Here is a 19,886-nt window from a genome sequence, read left to right as displayed (position 1 = left end):
CCCAGCAGAATCGGCGACATCGTCAAAGCCGCGCTTGTTCTCACCCATTTCGAACATGGCTACCTGACGTGAAAGTCGCTGAGATCACCTCAGTGGGAGATCGACCTAGAGCCGGAGGTGGAGTCTTGGCTGGATGGACTTCCCTTTCCGCTCTACCAGCGGGTTATGCGGAACGTGGACGACTACCTCCTCACTGGTGGCATCGCTGATGGGGATCACGTGAAGAAGCTGAAGGATGCCGAAGGCGTGCACGAGCTGCGTGTTGCTCTTGACCGCACGACCTGGCGGTTGACCTTCTGGAAGCCTTCCAACAAGGTGATTGTGGTCCTGACGGTCTTCCGCAAGACACAGGACGGGACGCAGAGTGCCGACGTCGACCGAGCGATCGCTGCTAAGAAGCGGTGTGAGGCAGAGCACGACCTAACCACCACGCACGTGTTCGAGAGGAGCGCATGATGGGTCACAGCCGTTGGGAAACCTACAAGGCGAAGCGTCTGCGCGAGATGGAAGCGGACGCGCAGTCCCACTCCGAATACGAGCAGGCGGGCCGCGACCTGGAGCTCGGAGACCAGTTGCGTGAGATTCGTAAGCGCCGAGGCTTGTCTCAGAAGGTCGTAGCGGAGCGCTCCGGGATGTCCCAGCCCGCCCTGTCTCGCATCGAGGGTGGTGGCGGCATTCCGGATATAACGACACTGCTGCGCCTTGGCGCGGCAATGGGGGTTCGCTTCCGCGTCGAGCTCGTCGTCGACGACGACACCACTGAAATCGAGCCTCTAACGGTGCATCACCGACAGCTCGCGAACGCATAAGTTGCAGGCGGCAAATTCGAGGCTCAGTCCGTAGGCTTCCGCTGCTTCTTCCGTGGTAGCTGTCTTCAGCCGCGACAGGCTTGCTCGGGAGTCGTCAGCGCCAGGGGAACGAGAAAAGGCCCAGCTCTAGATCAGATTCTTGATCTGGGCCTTCGGTCTTGGAGCGGGTGACGGGAATCGAACCCGCGCTGTCAGCTTGGGAAGCTGATGTTCTGCCATTGAACTACACCCGCAGCGGTGTGCCGCCCCACCACTGTAGCGGAAGTTGGGTGGCTCTCGTCCACTGTGGAAAGCGGGATCGTGGGTCGTACCGGCGCTCCCGGGACGGGGCTGCGTTGGTAGGTTGCCTCACGTGCTGCTTTCCGATCGTGACATCGTTGCCGAGATCGAGACGGGGAGGGTGAGGATCGATCCCTTCCAGCCGGAGATGATCCAGCCGTCCAGTGTCGACGTACGCCTGGACCGCTACTTCAGGGTCTTCGAGAACCACCGGTACCCGCACATCGATCCGGCGGTCGAGCAGCCCGATCTGACGCGGATGGTGGAGCCGGAGAGGGACGAGCCGTTCATCCTGCACCCGGGGGAGTTCGTGCTGGCGAGCACGTACGAGGTCGTCACGCTGCCGGACGACATCGCCTCGCGGCTGGAGGGGAAGAGTTCGCTGGGCAGGCTCGGCCTGCTGACCCACTCCACGGCCGGGTTCATCGACCCGGGCTTCAGCGGGCACGTCACACTTGAGCTCTCCAACGTCGCCACGTTGCCGATCAAGCTCTGGCCCGGGATGAAGATCGGCCAGCTCTGCATGTTCAGGCTCAGCTCGCCGGCCGAGTATCCCTACGGTTCGGAGAAGTACGGATCCCGCTACCAGGGGCAGCGGGGGCCGACGCCGAGCCGTTCGTACCTCAACTTCCACCGGACGCCGATCTGAGGCCCGGGAGGCGGATTCTCCGCTCAAGGTGAACTAACGGTGAATTCAAAGTGAACTTTCATGCCGGAGTGGGTGGGGTGAACCCTTTGCGGAAGGGGGCGCCCGGGGACTCTGAGGGGCGAGCGGCCACGGGAGGGGGGCTGCGGACGAAGCTGCTGTGAGCAGCCAAAACGCGGTTCAGCGGGCTACCGTGATGGAAATCACCCTGATTCCTCGCGGAGCCCCGCGAACCCTGGCGACCTTGGTGAACCGTGCGGGAAGCGCACCGGAAGCGGGGGTTTCCGGGGGGAGTACGGGGAAGGTGCCGGATGGCGTTCAGGGGTGGAGAAGTCCCATACTTGGCCTGTCTTCGTCATACTGTGGCCGAAAACCAGCAAAACGGTCATCGGAAAGATGCCCTCAAGGCTGCCTCAAGCTGTGTGTCGCCGGGTAGCGACATCGGGAAGAGTGCATGTCTAGCGGGTGAAGTTCGTATTTCCGCTGGTAACCCGTACCCTTCTCTGCGGACCATCCCCGCACATCTGGAGAACGACGTGCGCCTCCGTCTCACACCAAGTGAGGACAGCTACTACGACTTGTTCGCGGATTCGGCGAACAACCTCGTCACAGCGTCCCGTCTGCTGGTAGAGATCATCAGTGACGGATCGGACAGGGAAGCTCTGGCCGAGAAGATGCGCGCATGTGAGCACGCCGGCGACGAGCGTACTCACGCGATCATGAACCGGCTCAACGAGAGCTTCATCACCCCCTTCGACCGCGAGGACATCTACCGTCTCGCCTCGAACCTCGACGACGTGATGGACTACATGGAGGCGGCCGCCGACCTCATCGTCCTCTACCAGATCGATCACCTTCCCAAAGAGGTGGTCCGGCAGGTCGAGGTTCTGGAACGTGCCGCCGAGCTGACCGCCGAGGCGATGCCGCGGCTGCGCTCGATGAAGAACCTCAACGAGTACTGGATCGAGATCAACCGGCTTGAGAACCAGGCCGACCAGGTCTACCGCCGCCTTCTCGCCAAGCTCTTCGGCGGGGAGTACGACGCGTTGACCGTCCTCAAGATGAAGGAGGTCATCGATCAGCTCGAGATGGCCGCCGACGCCTTCGAGCACGTGGCCAACACGATCGAGTCGATCGCGGTCAAGGAAAGCTAAGTGGATCTCACGCTCGCACTCGTCATCGGCGTGGTGGTCGTAGCGTTGGTGTTCGACTACACCAACGGCTTCCACGACGCCGCGAACGCGATCGCGACCTCCGTCTCAACGCGCGCACTGACGCCGAGGGCCGCGCTCTTCATGGCCGCGGCCATGAACTTCCTGGGAGCGCACCTCGGTACGCAGGTGGCCGCGACCGTCGGCAAAGGCATCATCGACGCTCCACAGGGAAGCCACGGCCTCGTCATCGTCGGCTCGGGCCTGGTCGGCGCGATCACCTGGAACCTCGTCACCTGGTACTTCGGGCTCCCCTCCTCAAGCAGTCACGCGCTGATCGGCGGCCTGGTCGGCGCCGCGCTCGCCTCGGCGAGCAACGTCCACTGGGACGGGGTGGTGGAGAAGGTCGTCATCCCGATGATCCTGTCTCCGGTGATCGGCTTCACCCTCGCCGGGCTCATCATGATCGGCATTCTGTGGGGGTTCCGGCGCTCCCAGCCCTCGAAGACCAACCGGGGCTTCCGGCACGCGCAGACCATCTCCGCGGCGGCGATGGCGCTGGGCCACGGCCTCCAGGACGCGCAGAAGACCATGGGCGTCATCTTCCTGGCCCTCGTGGTCGGCGGCTACCAGCATGACGGGGACCCGATCCCGCAGTGGGTCATCCTCGCCGCCGCCACGGCCATCTCGCTCGGCACGTACGCGGGAGGCTGGCGGATCATGCGGACGCTCGGCCGACGGATCATCGCGCTCGACCCCCCGCAGGGGTTCGCCGCGGAGGCGGCCGCCGCGACGGTGCTCTACACCGCGGCCATCGGCTTCGGTGCCCCCATCTCCACCACCCACACGATCACCAGCGCGATCATGGGCGTCGGCGCCACCAAGCGTCTCTCCGCCGTGCGCTGGGGCGTCGCGGGCAACATCGTGACCGCCTGGGTCCTCACGATCCCGGCCGCCGCGTTCGTCGCCGCGCTGTCCTACTTCGCGCTGCACTGGATGATCGAGTAGTACTCCAGGTGGACCAGATCCCTCGGGGGGGACCTGGTCCACCTCAGGTTCGTCAGGCGGTGTCCTTCCGGTACATCACGTCGACGTCCCACCGGGTGAAGCCCAGTCCCCGGTACAGGCGGATCGCCGCCGAGTTGCTCTCGTCGACGTACAGCATCACGTGGGTCAGGCCTCGCGAGCGCAGGTGGGCCAGGCCCGCCAGGGTCAGCGACCTGCCCAGGCCGCCGCCCTGCTCGGCGGGGTCGACGCCGACGACGTAGACCTCGCCGATCGGCTCGTGCGCGTGGTCGCCGTCACCGTGCACCTTGGTCCAGTGGAAACCCACCAGCCGGTCGCGGCCCTCGGGGCCGCCGGGCCGTACGGCGAGGAAGAACCCGGCCGGGTCGAACCAGGGTTCCCGCTCGCGCAGCCCGAGGTCGTCAAGCGTCCACGCGCCCTGCTCCGGGTGGTCGGCGAAGGCCTTGGCGTTGAGGGCGAGCCAGGCCTCCTGGTCCGAGGTGCCGGGTTCGAAGGTGCGGAGCCGTACGCCTTCGGGGAGGTCGAAGGCACCGATGTCGGCGGAGAGCGGGCGGCGCATCTGCCACAGCGACCTCGCCCTTTCGAACCCCTCCGACAGGGCGAGGGCGTCGGCCGCCGGGTGTCCGCCGTGCGCCCACAGACGCAGGTGCCCGCCGGCGCGGTCGAGCACGGCCCGCAGCAGCCGCCGTCCGTATCCCCGCCCGCGGAACGCCGGGTGGACGACCAACTCCCCGCTGGGCCCCTCGACGGGGTCTGTCGGGTCCAGGTGGGCGTAGCCCGCGAGGTCGTCCCCGGCGTACAGGAGCACGGCTCCGGCCCGCTCGTCGCCGCCGTAGCGCAGGTGCAGCATGACATGTTCGTTGAGTGGCCGGACCCCGTCGGCCTTCGTGGCCGCATCCACCACCGTGAGGACCTCGGACACCTCTTGTTCGCCGAGTGCTCCCCGGTGTTCAACACGCGCGTTCATGTTCTGGACTCTAGGCGGGGGCACGTCTCGTGAGAGCACCGGGGACTGGCAAAAGCCGCCAGCTACCGGTCGGGTTAATCGTTATCTCTCGGACATTCCTTGCACAGATAGTCCCCTTAGTGTCGTGGACCATGATGTCTCGTTCCTTCCTGCGGCTGGCCATGGCGTGCGTGCTCGCCGGGGCCGGTGTCACGCTTGCGACAGGGCCGGCCGAGGCGGGCAACAAGCCCGCCAAGACGGTGCCGGTCCGCCTGCTCTCCCTCAACGACTTCCACGGCAACCTCGAACCGCCGACCGGCTCCTCCGGCCGCATGGTCGACGAGACCGGCGCCACGGTCGAGGCGGGAGGTGCCGCCTACGTGGCCACCCACCTCAAGCAGCTGTCCGACAAGAACACGCTGAAGGTCGCCCAGGGCGACCTGATCGGCGCGACCCCCCTGATCTCCGCGGCCTACCACGACGAACCGTCGGTGGAGTTCCTCGGCAAGGTCGGCGTCACCGCCTCCGCCGTGGGCAACCACGAGTTCGACGAGGGGTACGCCGAGCTCAAGCGGATCATGAACGGTGGCTGCCACCCGGTGGACGGCTGCTCGCCCGCGGGCAGGTGGAAGGGCGCGGGCTACAGCTACCTCGGCGCCAACGTCGTCTTCAAGCGGCCGGCGCAGGGCGCGGAGAAGCAGGCGCTGGACGCCCTGGGCGGGACGAACACCGCCTCGCTGCGCGCCCTGCTCAAGGACTACGGCATCCCGGCCCTGCCCCCGGTCGCGATCCGCTGGATGAACGGTGTGCCGATCGGCTTCATCGGCCTGGTCACCGGTAGCACCCCGAGCATCGTCACCTCCGAGGGCATCAAGGACCTCGACTTCATCGACGAGGTGAAGGCCGCGAACGTCGCCTCCAGGCTCCTCAAGATCGTTGGCGTCAAGGCCCAGGTCGTGCTCGTCCACGAGGGTGACCAGGTGACCGCGGGCCAGTCGCCCGACAGCTGCAGCGCCCAGCCGGGCGCGGGCAACCGGATCGCCACGCAGGTCGACGCCGAGGTCGACATGATCCTCAGCGGCCACTCCCACCAGGCCTACCTGTGCACGGTGACCGACCCCAAGGGCGCCGGCCGGCTCTACAGCCAGGGCGGTTCCTTCGGCCGGGTCATCACCAAGGTCGACTTCCAGGTGGACGTCAAGACCCGCGACGTCGTGCGCTCCTCGGTGGTGGCCGACAACCAGGTCGTGACCAGGACCGTCACCCCCGACCCGGAGATCAGCGCGTTCGTCCAGACGTGGAAGGACCGGGTCGCGCCGGTGGCCAACCGGCCGATCGGCAAGATCACCGCGGACATCACCAACACCGCGTCCGCGTCCGGCGAGTCCTCCCTGGGCAACCTGATCGCCGACGGCCAGCTCGCCGCGACCAGGACCGGCGGCAACGCCCAGATCGCCCTGATGAACCCGGGCGGCGTGCGGGCCGGCCTCACCTATGCGGGCTCACCCGCCGGTGAGGGCGACGGGGTGGTGACGTACGGCGAGGCGTTCACGGTCCAGCCGTTCAACAACCTCATGCAGGTGGTCACGCTCACCGGTGCGCAGCTCAAGACCGTTCTGGAGCAGCAGTTCACCGGCGGCCCCAACGCCCAGGCGTTCACCAAGATCCTGCAGCCCTCGTCGAACTTCACCTACACCTACAGCACGAGCGCGCCGTGGGGGTCGAAGATCTCCGCGATGAGGATCGACGGTGTCGACGTGACGGACACCCAGACGATCAGGGTCGCGGCCAACAACTTCCTCGTCGGCGGCGGTGACGCGTTCGCCGCCTTCACCGGTGGCACCGACCTGTGGAGCGGCCCGCTCGACATCGACGCCTTCGCCGCCCACTTCGCGGCGAACCCGTTGATCACGCCCCCGGTTCCCAACCACATCACGGTCGCTCCGTAACAGGGGCGAAAGGCGCGACGCGCGCGTCAGACCTGCCGGACGACTCCGGTGGGTCTGGCGTGACGCCGGGAACCCGTGCCCACGGGTCTCGCGGGCGCCTGTACGGCCGCGGACGCGCGGACTCACCGGCCGGCAGCCGACCTGCCAGCTCAGAGAGGCCGGTGCCGATCGCGGCCGGAGTGCCCTGTCCTACTGGCGGGCGGGCTCGCGCTCCTCGACGGCCTCGTTGCCGCGCTCGGGGACGAACCGGTAGCCGACGTTGCGGACCGTTCCGATCAGTGCCTCGTACTCGGCGCCGAGCTTGGCGCGGAGCCGTCGGACGTGGACGTCCACGGTACGGGTGCCGCCGAAGTAGTCGTATCCCCAGACCTCCTGGAGGAGCTGGGCGCGGGTGAAGACCCTGCCCGGGTGCTGCGCCAGGTATTTCAGGAGCTCGAACTCCTTGAAGGTCAGATCCAGCGCGCGGCCGCGGAGCCGAGCGGTGTAGGTGGCCTCGTCGATCGACAGGTCACCGTTGCGGATCTCGTCCGGCACCTCCTCGGCGGCGGCCAAATTGAGCCTGCCCACGGCCATCCGCAGGCGTGCCTCGACCTCGGCGGGGCCGGCGCTGTCGAGGAGGACGTCGTCGGCACCCCACTCCGCGGTCAGCCCGGCGAGACCGCCCTCGGTGACGATTACCATCAGAGGGCAGGAAACGCCCGTGGTGCGGAGCAGCCTGCACAGGCTCTTGGCCTGGACGAGCTCGCGGCGCGCGTCCACCAGGATCGCGTCGGCGGGCGGGGCGTCGAGCAGGGCGGACGCCTCCGCGGGCACGACACGTACCGAGTGCAACAGCAGCCCCAGCGCCGGGAGCACCTCAGTCGAGGGCTCAAGGGCGTTGGTGAGCAGTAGGAGATTGCTCACAATGCCTCCTTCCCGCGTCATGTCGGCGATAGCCGTACAAACACGTAAGGACCCGGGGGCTACGTTGCCCAGGTCCCGTAGTACGTGAGGATAACCCACGAGGAGTAAGCGTCCAGCGAAGGTCCACCTGGTGAACACCGGTTCTCCGAGTGGATTCGCCGTAATGGCATGGTAACCCTGTGTATGTTCGAGGAGTTGGTTCACAGGTGGCGACGGGCACTGTCAGATATTGGGCCGCGGCCAAGGACGCGGCGGGCATCGCGGAGGAGTCTTTCGAGGCCGAGACCCTTGCCGAGCTGATGACGAAAATCACACCGGGTCGTGAAGAGCTGGCTCGCGTGCTGAGGCGGTCGTCGTTCCTGGTCAACGGGGACCCGGTGGGCAGGCGGGCGCACGAGGCGATAGTCCTGGCCGAGGGGGCGACGGTGGAGGTGCTCCCGCCCTTCGCGGGAGGTTGATCGGGTGCTCGCCGGCACGGAGTTTCGTACAGGATTACAGGGGGAGAGCACGCGAATGGGCACCCCTCGGGCCGGAGAATGAACAGGGAGTCGGATGCGCAAGCTGATCGCTTTTCTGGTCCTGCTGCTCGTTCTCGTCGCGATCCTGGACAGGGTCGCCGTCGCGGGGGTCCAGCGTGAGATCGCCACGCAGGCGACGGCCAAGTACGACCTGGAGTCCCCGCCCGAGGTCACCATCGAGGGCATCCCCTTCCTGACCCAGGCGGTCGCCGGGCGCTACGAGGAGGTCAAGGTCGCCGCGGGCGCGATGACCGTCTCGGGTGTCGCGCTGTCGAGCGTCGACTTCACCCTTTACGGGGTCACCGCGCCGCTCGCGGACCTGGTGCTCCGCCCCCAGCAGGTCGACATGCGCGCCGAGCGCGTGGTGGGATCGGTGGTCGTCCCGCTGGAGACGCTCAGCCGGCGGGCGCCCCGCGGGATCAAGGTCGGTGTCGCGGGCGACGCGCTCAACGTCAGCGGGGAGATCACCGTGCTGGGGCAGAAGGTGCCGGTGAAGGCGGCGCTGAAGGTCGAGATCGTCGAGGGCGGCCTGAAACTCGTCCCCGAGAAGGTGACCCTGGGCGGCGGCATCCCCGTGCCAGAGCCCGAGCGGTTCATCAACTTCCGGATCCCGCTCGGAAAGCTGCCGTACGACGTCAAGCTGACCGACATCAAGGTCACGCCCGAGGGCCTGCGCATCTCGGGTGAGGCCTCCGACGTGCCTCTGCGGGGCTGAACGTGCCCCGTGTCTGAACCGGATCGTCCCGCCGTACGTCGTGGGGATGTGAGTCAAGCCGGAACCGCCGACGAGCAGCTCGTCAGAGCGCTCTTCGACGAGCACGGCGGGCCACTCTACGGTTACGCGCTGCGGCTGACGGGCGACTCGGGGAGAGCGGAGGATGTCGTGCAGGAGACGCTGTTGCGGGCCTGGCGCCATCCGAACGCGTTCGCCGGCCGCTCCATCCGCGCGTGGCTGTTCACCGTGGCCCGCAATCTCGTCGTCGACCAGCATCGGGCCCGGAAGGCACGCCCGCCGGAGACGGGCGACGAGGCGCTCGCCGTGGTGCCCGCCGATGACGAGCTGGAGCGGGCGGTGGAGTCGTGGGCGGTCGCCGAGGCGCTGGCCGCACTGCGGCCCGAGCACCGTGAGGTGCTGGCCGAGGTCTACTACCAGGGGAAATCCGTCGCGGAGGCGGCCGCGTCGCTCGGCATCCCCGCCGGAACGGTCAAGTCGCGCACGTATTACGCGCTTCGGGCGCTCAAGCTGGCGCTGGAGGAGCGGGGGCTCGCGCCATGATGACCTGTGACGAAGTACGGATGTCGCTCGGGGTCTACCTGCTCGGAGCCCTGGAGCCGGACGAGCGCGTGCTCGTCGAGGCCCATCTCGCCGAGTGCACGGAGTGCGCGGCGGAGCTCGCCGAGCTGAGCGGGGTGGCGACGTTCCTCGGCAGGGTGTCCGAGGACGATGTGGCGCAGGTGGCGAGCCCGCCCACGGCGGTGCTGGAGCGGCTGCTCAGCGCCAAGGTCAAGCGGCGTCGCATCACCCGGCTGATGCTCGGCCTGGCGGCCTCGGTCCTGGTGGCCGGGCTCGGCGGCGGGACCATCTGGGCCGTCGTCCAGTCCCCGGATGACGTCATGACGGCCGCCGGACCCGCCGCGCCCGAATCGTCGGCGGCGGACCGGAGCTCCCAGGAGCAGGGCGTTCAGGAACATGCCGAGCCCTTCTCGGCCTCATCCGTGCCCGACGCCAGGGCCAAGGCCGCTCCCACTCCCAGCGCCGACTCGCAGCTCCTGCTCGCCCCGAGCGACCTGCGGGTCACGGGGAGGGACAGCGACGGCACGGTCCGCGCGGTGCTGACCGCCTCCGCCGGGCAGGGGGCGACCACGGTCAAGGTCGTGCTCACCGGTGTGGCCAAGGGCACGCGCTGCCGGCTGGACGTGATCGGGGACGGCGGTGTCAGGGAGACGGCGGGCAACTGGACCGTCAACCGGGCCGCCTATGACGAGTCGGGCGCCTTCACGGGCACCACGACGATCCCGCCGGAGCGCATCACGTCGTTCGAGATCTCCACCGCCGAGGGACGGGTGCTGCTCACGGTCGACGCCCGCTGAGCCTGTCCGGCGCCGCCGGGGGCCGCGCGGCGGGCCAGGGCGGTCCGTGCGGGAGCGTTCCGGGCGAGGGGCGTTCCGGCGGGGCGCGGAAACGGGGCCGGATACGTGAGCGGCGCGGGAACGGCCCGGGAATGGCTCGGGGCGCCCGCCTGTTGTCGTGTTCCGTGACCGGATTGACGGTGGTGGTCGTCACCCTCGCCTTCGCCACGCTCGTGGGCGTGGCGGTACGGCGGCGGAACGGGGTGGCGCGGGAGGTGAGGGGCGAGGTGGAGCGGCTCACGTCCGGCGACATCCACGCGGAGCTGGGGGAGCGGGCCACGCTGGTGCAGTTCTCCAGCTCCTTCTGCCAGCCGTGCCGGGCGACCCGGCGGATCCTCGACGAGGTGGCGGGGATGGTGCCCGGCGTCGCGCACGTGGAGATCGACGCGGAGTCCCACCTCGATCTGGTCCGGTCGCTGAACATTCTGCGCACCCCCACCGTCCTCGTCCTCGACCCGTCGGGACGGGTGGTGCGGCGAGCCTCCGGCCAGCCCAGGAAGGCCGACGTCATCGGCGCTCTCGGTCTGGTGATCGAGTGATGAACGGGGCACCCTATCGTTCCTCGAACGATCACGTCTCAGAAATTGGACAGGGATGTGACAGATGGCGGGACACCGGGGTACTGTCGTGGGCATGAACTCCACGACAGAGCTGCTCACAAAGCGGCGCGCGGTTGATTTCTGCCGCGTGACCACCGCGCTCTGTCGTATTTCCTAAAGGGCGATCTCAAGCGGCCGCCGAGCCGCACCGATCTGCACGACCCTTCAGGAGCATCAAGCGATGCAAGCTGATCCCCGAGCTCTCCGCTTCACCGCGGCCGTCACGACAGTCGTGCTCGCGCTCGTCCTCGTGACGGGCAGCGCGTGGCTGCTGGCCGCACAGGCCGTGGTGTTCGCACTGGGCGTTCTTGGCCTCTCGCCGTACGGGATGGTTTTCAAAGGGATAGTGAAAAGCCCTCCGAAGGAGCTGGAGGACGCCCGCCCGCCGCGCTTCGCGCAGGGAGTCGGACTCGCCTTCGCCCTGGTGGGCCTGGTCGGATACGTCGCACAGATCACGCCGCTGGCCCTCGGGGCCACCGCGGCGGCACTTTTCGCCGGATTTCTCAACGCCGCCTTCGGCTTCTGTCTCGGCTGCGAGATGTTTTTGATCATTCGCCGCCTACTACCCGCCGCACGATGATCCTGGAGGATCAAAATGAGCCGCTCCGCCGTCCTGGTCGACGCCGACTGGGTCGAGGCCAATCTCGACACTCCCGGTGTCGTTCTCGTTGAAGTGGACGAGGATGCCAGCGCATACGACAAGGGCCACATCCGTGGTGCCGTGAAGGTCGACTGGAAGCAGGACCTGCAGGACCCGGTCCGCCGTGACTTCGTCGACCGCGAGGGCTTCGAGGCGCTGCTGTCCGCCCGGGGCATCGCGAACGACGACACCGTGGTCCTCTACGGTGGCAACAACAACTGGTTCGCCGCCTACGCGTACTGGTACTTCAAGCTGTACGGCCACGAGAACGTCAAGCTCCTCGACGGTGGCCGCAAGAAGTGGGAGCTTGACTCCCGCGAGCTGGTCAAGGACGTTCCCAGCCGTTCCGCCACCACCTACAAGGCCACGGAGCAGGACCTGTCCATCCGTGCCTTCCGCGACGAGGTCGTCGCCGCGATCGGCAAGCTCAACCTGGTCGACGTGCGCTCGCCCGACGAGTTCACCGGCAAGCTGCTCGCGCCCGCCCACCTCCCGCAGGAGGCGGCGCAGCGTGGTGGCCACGTGCCCACCGCCCGCAACATCCCGTGGTCGAAGACCGCCAACGACGACGGGACCTTCAAGTCCGACGAAGACCTCAAGGCCCTCTACGAGGGCGCCGGTGTCGACTTCGCCAAGGACACCATCGCCTACTGCCGCATCGGGGAGCGCTCGGCCCACTCGTGGTTCGTGCTGCACGAGATCCTCGACCAGGCCAGCGTCAAGAACTACGACGGTTCATGGACCGAGTACGGCTCGCTCATCGGCGTGCCGATCGAACTGGGAGAGGCTCGATAATGACTCAGGGTTGCGCTGCTCCGGAACAGACGGTTGCCCTTCCGGCCGGGATCGATCTTGCGAGCCAGGCCGTCATCCAGGGCGTGGTCACGGGCGCGGGCACGGCCTACGCCCGTCTGCTCGACCACTCCGGTGAGTTCACCGGCGAGGTCGTGGTGTCCGAGGAGGGAATCTTCCGCTTCTTCGCCGCCCCCGGTGACTGGACCGTCCGCATCATCGCGGGCGGCGGCGTCACCAAGGACATTCCAGCCCAGGCCCGCCTGGGTGAGGTCACCCAGCTCGCCGTGTCCGTCTGACCCTCGGGTCCGACGCACGCCGAGCCGGCTCGACAAGAGGGACCGGCACTCCCCCAGGGGAGTGCCGGTCTTTCTGTTAAGGCAGGTCAGCCGGCCAGCCGGTGCTCGACGCGGTGGAGGGTGTCGAGATATTCGGGCTCGGGGGACATGGCCGCGGCCAGACGCAGGTGTGGCAGGGCCTCGGGGTGGCGGTTGGCGCGTTCGAGGGTCCTGCCCAGCAGGAACCGGGCGTAGTGGTCACCGGGAGTGCGCTCCAGCAGCGATTCCAGCGTCTCGCTCGCCCGGCCGAGCTGGGCCGAACCGAAGTAGGCGCGGGCCGCCAGCAGGCGGACGGCGGGATCGTCGCCGTGCTCGGCCATCAGCGGCTCCAGGGTCCGCAGGGCACCGAGGGGGTCTCTGACATCCAGCAGGGCCTCGGCCTGGCGTAGCCACCTGACCTCGTCGGGGAGTTCCCGCCGGGGGGCGGCGTGCCGCACCAGGTCGGCGAGGACCTCGGGCGGCTGCGCGCCCGCGACCGCCGTGTCACCCACCACGAAGGTCGGCGAGGTGGCGATGCCGACGGCCTTGCCGCGCAGCAGTTCGGAGCGGACCTCTGCCGCCCCCTCGCCGCGCTCCAGCGCCTCGGTCATGCCCCCGAGTCCGGCCTCGGCGGCGAGCGCCGCCAGCGTGTCGCGGTCTCCGATGTCGGAGCCCTCGATGAAGTGGGCACGCAGGATCCGCTCCACGACCGCGCCCTGGAGCGCCGCGCCGCCGCGGCCGTAGGCGAGGGCGATGACCCGGTGGGCGTCGAAGGTGTTCGCCCGCCACACGGCTCCCCAGCGCCGCCCGCCGTCGCCGGCGTGCTCGCCGATCCGCTCCGCGGCGGCGACGCGTGAGACCCGGGCCCGGTTCTCGGCCGGGGTCAGGACGGGGTGGCAGGCCCGCAGGGCCCCCTCGGCGACCGGGTCGCGAAGGGCGTCCCGCAGCGGCTCGGACCGCGCCGGAGCCGTCGGGTCGATGAGGTACGGACGCCAGACGATCTCCACGTCCTCGCCGAGGTCGGCCTGCTCCAGACGTCGCTTGCCGATGTAGGCCCACGCGCAGACCATGTCGGCCCAGACTTCGATGCGCTTCATGGCCGCCATAACAAACGACAGGCGTCGTTTATTCGACAGGTGTCGTTTAAAGTCGACGGTGTGCCCGGAGACGATCCCAGAATTCGCAGAACCCGCGCCCTGCTGCGCTCCGCCGCCCTGGAGCTGGCCGCCGCACGGGATCCCGACTCGGTCACCGTCGCCGAGATCGCCCAGCTGGCCGGGGTGAACCGGGCCACGGTCTACGTTCACTACCGTGACCGCGACGATCTCGTGCTCGACGCCATGGAGGTCGCGATCAAGGAGTTGGCCGCCGAGGCCGCGCGGTGTCCCTACCGGGAGCCGGGGCCGGTGCCGGCGCCGCTGGTCGCGCTGTTCGAGCACGTCGGTGAGCGAGCCCCGCTCTACCGGCGGATGCTCGGGCCATCCGGCAGCGCCCGCTTCTGCGCGCGGCTGCGCGAGGCGTTGGCCGCGGAGCTGAGCGGTCCCTTCGCGGCGGGCTCCCGGCCCCCTGGGCACGACGAGGTGCCACCGGAGATCCACGCCCATCATGTGGCGGGCGCGCTGGTCGGGCTCTTCACGTACTGGCTGGGAGAGCGTCCGCCCCGCCCGGCCGAGGAGATCGCGGCGATGGCATGGAACCTGATCCGCTGATCCGGACCCCGGCGGCCGGGAGCGGACGACACCGGTCCGGCGATCCTCGGCGCCGGCCCCTCGGGGAGGAAGCACGGGGGCGACGACGGTGATCGGTGACGTCCGTCCCACCCGGCTCGTCGATCCCTCAAGTGGTGGTAAAGCTGGGGAAAATACGGCGGATTGACGGGAACGCTGCCCGAATATGATGTCGAACTCTTACGCTGTCTCAGAGGCTTCCGATGAGCCCGACGGCGGAGGGGTTCCGTGGCGGACGTGCATCCCGAGCATGCGCAACTCCAGGCGGACCGGATCTACCTGGGCTGGCAGTATGCGCTGTTGCACCCGGATCCAGGTCCGGCTCCCAAGCGACCCTCGCCGGTGGAGAGTCCCGCGGAGCCCGTCGACCCCGAGTGGGTGCGCAGGGAGCGCCTCAACGAGGACCTGCTGAACCGGCCGGTCAAGATCGTCCGTGCTTTCATGGCCGCGCTCGCCACGCTGATCCTCGTCCTCGGCCTCACCGAGATGCTGAGCTGGTCGTTCGCCGCCGTCGGGGTGATCGCCGCCGGTGGCATCGCGGTGTTCTGCAGCTACGCCGTCCACCAGGGCGACCGGGCGGTCCGCCACCGCATCAGGGAGCGGGAGGTGGCCGGTGACCGGCTACGGGAGGAGCGGGACAGGGAGCTCTTCGCCGCCCAGGAGGAGCACGCCGCCCGCTACCGGGAGTGGGCCGAGAAGAAGGAGCGCCACGACCGCCAGCTGACCTGGTACGCGGTGGCCGTGCCCGACGAGATCGACCGGATCGACGTGGCCGGCGGCACGCTGCCCGGCTGGTCGGCGCTGATCACCCTGCTCGGCGCGACCCGCCTCTACAGCGGTGGCCACCTGACCGTGCTCGACCTGTCCGAGGGGGCGATCGCCAAGGACCTGATCGAGCTGGCGCGCAGGGGCGGTGACGACCCGCTGGTCTGGGTGCTGCCGGTCGACCTCGCCAAGCTCGACCTGGGGGCCACGCTGGCCCCCGAGGCGTTCGCCGACGTCCTCGCCCACGTGGTGAGCGTCAGCGAGGAGCACCGCACGACCAGGGACCTGTCGTTCGACAACGCGATCCTGGAGCGGGTGCTGGAAGTCCTCGGTGAGAGTGCCACGATCAACCAGGTCACCGCCGCGCTGCGGGCCCTGGCCCAGGTCGGCGACCCCCGGGAGGACCTGCGGTGCGGACTGATCACCGCCACCCAGCTGGAGCGGATCGGCACGCTTTTCGGCCGCGGCGTCAGCGACCGTGTGGTGATCGAGCGGGCCTGGGCGCTGGAGTCGCAGCTGCGCAAGCTGGAGACCCTCGGCTCGGAGGCGGTGCGCCTGCCGCCCGCCCGCCTGCGGGTCGTGTCGATGGACCGCCAGGCGGGCGTGTTCGGCAACCGTGTCCTCGGCACGTACGTGGCCACCGCGCTGACCCACATCCTGCGCCAGTCGCCCGCCTCCGAGCGGCCCTGGTATCACACGATCATCGTCGCGGGCGCGGACAAGCTCCGCGGTGACGTGCTGGACCGGCTCATGGACGCCTGCGAGACCTCCAGGACCGGGCTGGTGCTCACCTATCGCTCGCTGACCCCGACCGTGCGGGAACGGCTCGGGCGCGGGCACGCGGCGGTCGCGTTCATGCGGCTCGGCAACGCCGAGGACGCCCGGATCGCCAGCGAGCACGTCGGCACCGAGCACCGCCTGGAGCTCGCCCAGCTCACCGAGACGATCAGTGCCGCCGGGGCCGGCATGGACGGCGGCTACATCTCCACGGTCGGCCAGGCGGAGGAGGGCGACGACGAGCGCGACGTGAGCCGCGCGGACCTCAAGGAGGACATCACCTTCTCCACCGAGTGGGGCCGTCGCGCGACCAAGGCGATGGGGGAGACGGAGCGGGTGTTGCACCGCTCCCGGGAGTTCCTCGTCGAGCCTCACCAGCTCCAGCAGCTTCCCACCACCTCGGTGATCGTCACCGACGCCACCGCCCAGGGGCGCAGGGTCCGTCTCGCCGATGCCAATCCGGCCATACTGACCTTCCCCAAGACGACGCTGGGCGAGTTCGACGAGATCAAGGAAGCCGTGCTGGAGCGCGTGCAGGAGAGCAAGGCCGAGCCACGCGAGCCGAGCCCGTTCGAGGACGCGCCGCCCAACCTCGGCCCGCCCCCGGCGAGGCTCGACTGGCGCCGCCGCCAATGAGATCCGGGCCCGCGCCGCCGACGAGTCGGCGGGCGGGGATTCGGCCGGTGGGGATCCGGGTAGCGATGATCCCGTCGGGGACGGTATCGCCGGGCATGCCAACGGGGCGTCCGTATGTCGTAATGGGATGGTCAATGTGGAGGTGCGAGCCCCGAGTCAGGTTCGACCGTGGTTACGGGGGTGACCTACCCCCGATTACGCGTCGGCCGGTATGGCGGAGTGATCCGTGAAGCGTCAACCCTCCGGCCTGGAGCCGGGTCCCCCGGGTGGAGACCAAATGCAGCCAAGTGTGTCCCGTCCGCCCAACGCCCTGACCGGTCCCTGGTACAGAATCCAGGCGATCACAGCGCCCTCGCGCAGTTCCTCCGCCGAGTGGGACTTCGTCACGGTCCTGCCCGCCGTGCTCTCCACGGCCCAGCGCAACCGGCCCTTCGTGGTCGGCTGGCTCTCCCGGGGATCCGGCGCCCCGCTGGAGCTGATCACCAACGCGGGGCCGCTGACTCCGCCGCGCCCGCCCCGCAGGGCCGCCACCGAGGTCGAGCACGCCCCCGGCGGCCCCGAGCCGCTGCTCTTTCCCAGCGGTGCCCGTGGCGTCCGGATCGGCGACGAGTGGCTCCGCGACCTGTCCGACCTGGTGTGGACCGTCTGCCCCGGCCGGCAGGCCCCGCCGCTCGGCGGCCGTCGCGAGCCGGACGCCGACGAGATCAGGCGGCCCACGCTTTTCGAGTCGACGCTGGTCACGCTCATGTCCCGGCCGTTCGCCTGGCTGGTGGTGGCCGAGCAGACCGACCTGCTGGACGCCGAGGTCGCGCACCTGCGCACCCAGCTCAACGTGTTGCGGCAGTACGGCGACGCCTCCGAACGCTCCCGCTACGACGCGGAGCGGGCCGAGCGGCGCATGCAGGAACTGGACGCCTTCCGCGAGGCGGGGCTGTGGAACGTCCGACTGCTGGCCGGGGCCGCCGGCCCCGAGGAACTGCGCCAGATCGCCCCGGTGCTCGTCGGCTCCGCCGAGATGAGCCACCACCCCTACCGCCTGCGCAGCGCGCTGTCCGGTCCCGTACACGGTTTCGCCGAGGCGCTGGCGGTGACCCTGCAGGATCCGGCGGACGGCGCCGCCGCCCCGTTCGCGGCCACCGCCGGGGCGCTCGCCGCTCTCGCCGGGCTGCCGCACCGGGAGGTGCCCGGGGTACGGGTGCTCGACGCAGGCTTCTTCGACGTGACCAGCGAGGCCGACAGCGCGCCCGGCGCGACGGCCGTCGAGCTCGGGGCCATCCTCGACGGCCAGGACAGGCCGGTCGGCTCGTTCAGGGTCCCGCTGGCCACTCTCAACCGGCACGCGTTCGTCACCGGCGCCACCGGCTCCGGCAAGTCCCAGACCGTCAGGCACCTGCTGGAGGCGCTCACCGGCGCCGGCGTCCCGTGGCTGGCCATCGAGCCGGCGAAGTCCGAGTACGCCTCGATGGGCGGCCGGATCGAGCACCTCGCCCCGGTGACCGTGATCAACCCGTCCGCCCCGGAGAGCGTGCCGTTCAGCGTGAACCCGCTCGCTCCCGAACCCGGCTATCCGGTCCAGGCCCACATCGACATGGTCCGGGCGCTGTTCATGGCGGCCTTCGACGCCGAGGAGCCGTTCCCGCAGATCATGTCGCTCGCCCTGCAGCGGGTGTACGAGGCCAACGGGTGGGACGTGGTCACCGGCTGGGCCGCTCCCGGCGCCGCCGTGCGGCCCGCCGTGCCGACCCTCGAACAGCTGCAGCGGCACGCGATGGAGGTGATCAAGGAGATCGGCTACGGGCGGGAGGTCCAGGCCGACGTGGAGGGCTTCATCTCGCTGCGGCTGCGGTCGCTCCGGGTCGGCTCCGCCGGCCGGTTCTTCGAGGGCGGACACCCCGCCGACATCGGCGACCTGCTCCAGCGCAACGTGGTGCTCGCGATCGAGGACGTCGCCAACGACGAGGACAAGGCGTTCCTGATGGGCACGCTGATCATCCGGATCGTGGAGCACCTGCGGATGCGGGCCAGGAAGGAGCGGAGCAGCGGGCTGAAGCACGTCATCGTGATCGAGGAGGCGCACCGGCTGCTCCGCGACCGGGGCGCGGGGCGGGCCAGCACGCACGCCGTCGAGCTCCTGGCGGGCATGCTCGCCGAGATCCGCGCGTACGGCGAGGGCATCGTGGTCGCCGAGCAGATTCCCACGAAACTGGTCTCCGACGTCGTGAAGAACACCGCGCTGAAGGTCATCCACAGGCTCCCCGCCGAGGACGACCGCCGGTTGGTCGGGGCGGCGACGAACCTGAGCGAGGAACAGTCCCGGCAGGTCGTCTCGCTCCCGCCCGGCGTCGCCGCGGTCTTCGCCGACGGCATGGACCGGCCGCTCCGCATCCAGGTGCCGCTGGGCGAGGACCGTGAGCGCCCGGTCCCCGGCCACACGCCGCCCATCTGCGGCCGCCGCTCGGCGGCGTGCGGGCAGGAGTGCCGCAACGGCCGGGCGTGCACGCTGGTCGAGCTGCGCGAGGCGGACCTGCTCGCCGAGGCGCCCGAGTGGGCCTGGCTGCGGATCTGGACGGACACGCTGGTGCTGGCGTTCTGTACCAACAGGCCGGCGCCCGGGGTGCCCCGGGCGCTGGCCGACCTCTGGGCGGAGCTCCCGGCACGACGGCGCGAATGCCTGCTGGCCACCACCGCCGAACGGTGCGTGGGCCGCCGCGCGTGGTCGCTGCGCACCGTCCACGACCCGGCCACGCTGACCGAGCAGGTCGCCGCGATCGCGACCAGGCTGCTCGGTCCCGACCGCGACCCCGGCGAGCGTCCCGGGCCCGCCTGGGTCATTCCGCAGGTCCGGTGGCTGCACGAGGTGGACCGGCTCTTCCCGCACGGCCAGCCCGCGCCCAACCCGCGCGGCTCCGCACCGGTCATGGAGTACGCCCTGTTCAACCGTCCCGCGGGTGGCCCCGAGCTGCTCGGCCACCGGGCCAAGGCGCTCCGCCACCACCCGCTCTCCATGGAGGTGGACCGCAACCGGGAACTGGCCTGGCGGGTGATCCTCGGCGACGACGAGCGCGAGAGTGTGGAGCGCGACATCCTCACGGTCACCATCGGCATCGACCCGGCCGAGCGGCTCCGGCACGTGGCCCAGACGATGGGGGCGGGCTGGCTGGAGAGCGTGCTGTCCTGGCCACACCGGTTCGTGCTGCCGTTCGACGCCGATTCGCAGGAACCCGTCGAACTCGTCTTCGCCGAGCAGTGAGATGTGGCCGGGGGACATCCGGCCAC

Annotated in this window: 21 protein-coding genes and 1 tRNA gene; 18 read left to right on the top strand and 4 right to left on the bottom strand. The window is 69.5% G+C overall.

What is annotated here, in order from left to right; genetic code table 11:
- Positions 1–117 precede the first annotated feature (117 nt).
- Positions 118–456: a type II toxin-antitoxin system RelE/ParE family toxin gene (locus tag AB0J58_RS26900; protein WP_364220334.1), complete on the top strand. Its 339-nt coding sequence runs from the start codon at positions 118–120 to the stop codon at positions 454–456.
- Positions 453–809, top strand: a complete 357-nt coding sequence (locus AB0J58_RS26895) for a helix-turn-helix transcriptional regulator (protein WP_364220331.1) — start codon at positions 453–455, stop codon at positions 807–809. Before AB0J58_RS26900 ends, AB0J58_RS26895 begins: the two co-directional genes overlap by 4 nt.
- Before the next feature lie 159 nt (positions 810–968).
- On the opposite strand, the gene AB0J58_RS26890 is transcribed toward AB0J58_RS26895, so the two are convergent.
- A tRNA-Gly gene (locus tag AB0J58_RS26890) sits at positions 969–1,042 on the bottom strand.
- A gap of 119 nt (positions 1,043–1,161) precedes the next feature.
- Between AB0J58_RS26890 and dcd the strand changes: the two genes are divergently transcribed.
- From dcd to AB0J58_RS26875, 3 genes are all read left to right on the top strand, one after another.
- On the top strand, positions 1,162–1,737 hold the full coding sequence (gene dcd, locus AB0J58_RS26885) for a dCTP deaminase (protein ID WP_364220328.1): 576 nt from the start codon (positions 1,162–1,164) through the stop codon (positions 1,735–1,737).
- A 533-nt stretch (positions 1,738–2,270) separates the two neighbouring features.
- Positions 2,271–2,888, top strand: a complete 618-nt coding sequence (locus AB0J58_RS26880; RefSeq protein WP_030924556.1) for a DUF47 family protein — start codon at positions 2,271–2,273, stop codon at positions 2,886–2,888.
- A complete protein-coding gene (locus AB0J58_RS26875; protein ID WP_343981679.1) occupies positions 2,889–3,893 on the top strand; it encodes an inorganic phosphate transporter in 1,005 nt (334 codons plus the stop codon).
- A 52-nt stretch (positions 3,894–3,945) separates the two neighbouring features.
- Here AB0J58_RS26875 and mshD read toward each other — a convergent pair whose 3' ends face one another.
- Positions 3,946–4,878: a mycothiol synthase gene (gene mshD / locus AB0J58_RS26870; protein ID WP_364220325.1), complete on the bottom strand. Its 933-nt coding sequence runs from the start codon at positions 4,876–4,878 to the stop codon at positions 3,946–3,948.
- A 131-nt stretch (positions 4,879–5,009) separates the two neighbouring features.
- On the opposite strand from mshD, the gene AB0J58_RS26865 reads away from it, so the two are divergent.
- Positions 5,010–6,806, top strand: coding sequence for a bifunctional metallophosphatase/5'-nucleotidase (locus AB0J58_RS26865; RefSeq protein WP_364220322.1), 1,797 nt, complete (start codon positions 5,010–5,012; stop codon positions 6,804–6,806).
- 189 nt (positions 6,807–6,995) lie between these two features.
- Here AB0J58_RS26865 and AB0J58_RS26860 read toward each other — a convergent pair whose 3' ends face one another.
- Positions 6,996–7,709 carry a response regulator transcription factor gene (locus AB0J58_RS26860; protein ID WP_364220319.1) on the bottom strand — a complete coding sequence of 238 codons (714 nt, stop codon included), beginning with the start codon at positions 7,707–7,709 and terminating at the stop codon, positions 6,996–6,998.
- Between the two features lie 206 nt (positions 7,710–7,915).
- Here AB0J58_RS26860 and AB0J58_RS26855 point away from each other — a divergent pair, with 206 nt between their 5' ends.
- The 9 genes from AB0J58_RS26855 to AB0J58_RS26815 all read left to right on the top strand — a co-directional run bounded on the left by AB0J58_RS26855 (position 7,916) and on the right by AB0J58_RS26815 (position 12,687).
- A complete protein-coding gene (locus tag AB0J58_RS26855; protein WP_364220317.1) occupies positions 7,916–8,167 on the top strand; it encodes a MoaD/ThiS family protein in 252 nt (83 codons plus the stop codon).
- Positions 8,168–8,261: 94 nt separating this feature from the next.
- Complete coding sequence (locus tag AB0J58_RS26850; protein ID WP_364220314.1) at positions 8,262–8,942, top strand: DUF2993 domain-containing protein; 681 nt, start codon at positions 8,262–8,264, stop codon at positions 8,940–8,942.
- A 48-nt stretch (positions 8,943–8,990) separates the two neighbouring features.
- Positions 8,991–9,503 (top strand): sigma-70 family RNA polymerase sigma factor, encoded by a 513-nt coding sequence (locus AB0J58_RS26845; RefSeq protein ID WP_030924537.1) that lies wholly within the window; start codon positions 8,991–8,993, stop codon positions 9,501–9,503.
- Entirely contained in the window at positions 9,500–10,318 is an 819-nt protein-coding gene (locus tag AB0J58_RS26840) for a zf-HC2 domain-containing protein (protein WP_364220311.1), read from the top strand. The genes AB0J58_RS26845 and AB0J58_RS26840 overlap by 4 nt, the downstream gene beginning before the upstream one ends.
- Positions 10,319–10,560: 242 nt before the next feature.
- Complete coding sequence (locus AB0J58_RS26835; RefSeq protein WP_364220337.1) at positions 10,561–10,896, top strand: thioredoxin family protein; 336 nt, start codon at positions 10,561–10,563, stop codon at positions 10,894–10,896.
- 64 nt (positions 10,897–10,960) lie between these two features.
- Positions 10,961–11,074, top strand: a complete 114-nt coding sequence (locus tag AB0J58_RS26830; RefSeq protein WP_364220308.1) for a putative leader peptide — start codon at positions 10,961–10,963, stop codon at positions 11,072–11,074.
- 63 nt (positions 11,075–11,137) lie between these two features.
- Positions 11,138–11,536 (top strand): DUF4395 domain-containing protein, encoded by a 399-nt coding sequence (locus AB0J58_RS26825; RefSeq protein WP_364220305.1) that lies wholly within the window; start codon positions 11,138–11,140, stop codon positions 11,534–11,536.
- Between the two features lie 15 nt (positions 11,537–11,551).
- Positions 11,552–12,391, top strand: coding sequence for a sulfurtransferase (locus AB0J58_RS26820; protein ID WP_343981707.1), 840 nt, complete (start codon positions 11,552–11,554; stop codon positions 12,389–12,391).
- Positions 12,391–12,687, top strand: a complete 297-nt coding sequence (locus AB0J58_RS26815; protein ID WP_343981710.1) for a DUF1416 domain-containing protein — start codon at positions 12,391–12,393, stop codon at positions 12,685–12,687. Before AB0J58_RS26820 ends, AB0J58_RS26815 begins: the two co-directional genes overlap by 1 nt.
- A gap of 86 nt (positions 12,688–12,773) precedes the next feature.
- Here AB0J58_RS26815 and AB0J58_RS26810 read toward each other — a convergent pair whose 3' ends face one another.
- A complete protein-coding gene (locus AB0J58_RS26810; RefSeq protein WP_364220302.1) occupies positions 12,774–13,802 on the bottom strand; it encodes a DsbA family protein in 1,029 nt (342 codons plus the stop codon).
- A gap of 60 nt (positions 13,803–13,862) precedes the next feature.
- Between AB0J58_RS26810 and AB0J58_RS26805 the strand changes: the two genes are divergently transcribed.
- The 3 genes from AB0J58_RS26805 (at position 13,863) to AB0J58_RS26795 (ending at position 19,860) form a co-directional block, all read left to right on the top strand.
- A complete protein-coding gene (locus AB0J58_RS26805; RefSeq protein ID WP_364220299.1) occupies positions 13,863–14,414 on the top strand; it encodes a TetR/AcrR family transcriptional regulator in 552 nt (183 codons plus the stop codon).
- Between the two features lie 246 nt (positions 14,415–14,660).
- Complete coding sequence (locus AB0J58_RS26800; RefSeq protein WP_343981719.1) at positions 14,661–16,610, top strand: hypothetical protein; 1,950 nt, start codon at positions 14,661–14,663, stop codon at positions 16,608–16,610.
- A gap of 277 nt (positions 16,611–16,887) precedes the next feature.
- Positions 16,888–19,860 carry an ATP-binding protein gene (locus tag AB0J58_RS26795; protein WP_364220296.1) on the top strand — a complete coding sequence of 991 codons (2,973 nt, stop codon included), beginning with the start codon at positions 16,888–16,890 and terminating at the stop codon, positions 19,858–19,860.
- Positions 19,861–19,886 lie beyond the last annotated feature (26 nt).

The organism is Streptosporangium sp. NPDC049644 (assembly GCF_040675205.1).
GTDB classification, from domain to species: domain Bacteria; phylum Actinomycetota; class Actinomycetes; order Streptosporangiales; family Streptosporangiaceae; genus Streptosporangium; species Streptosporangium fukuiense.
This window is presented reverse-complemented; position numbering and strand designations above follow the sequence as displayed.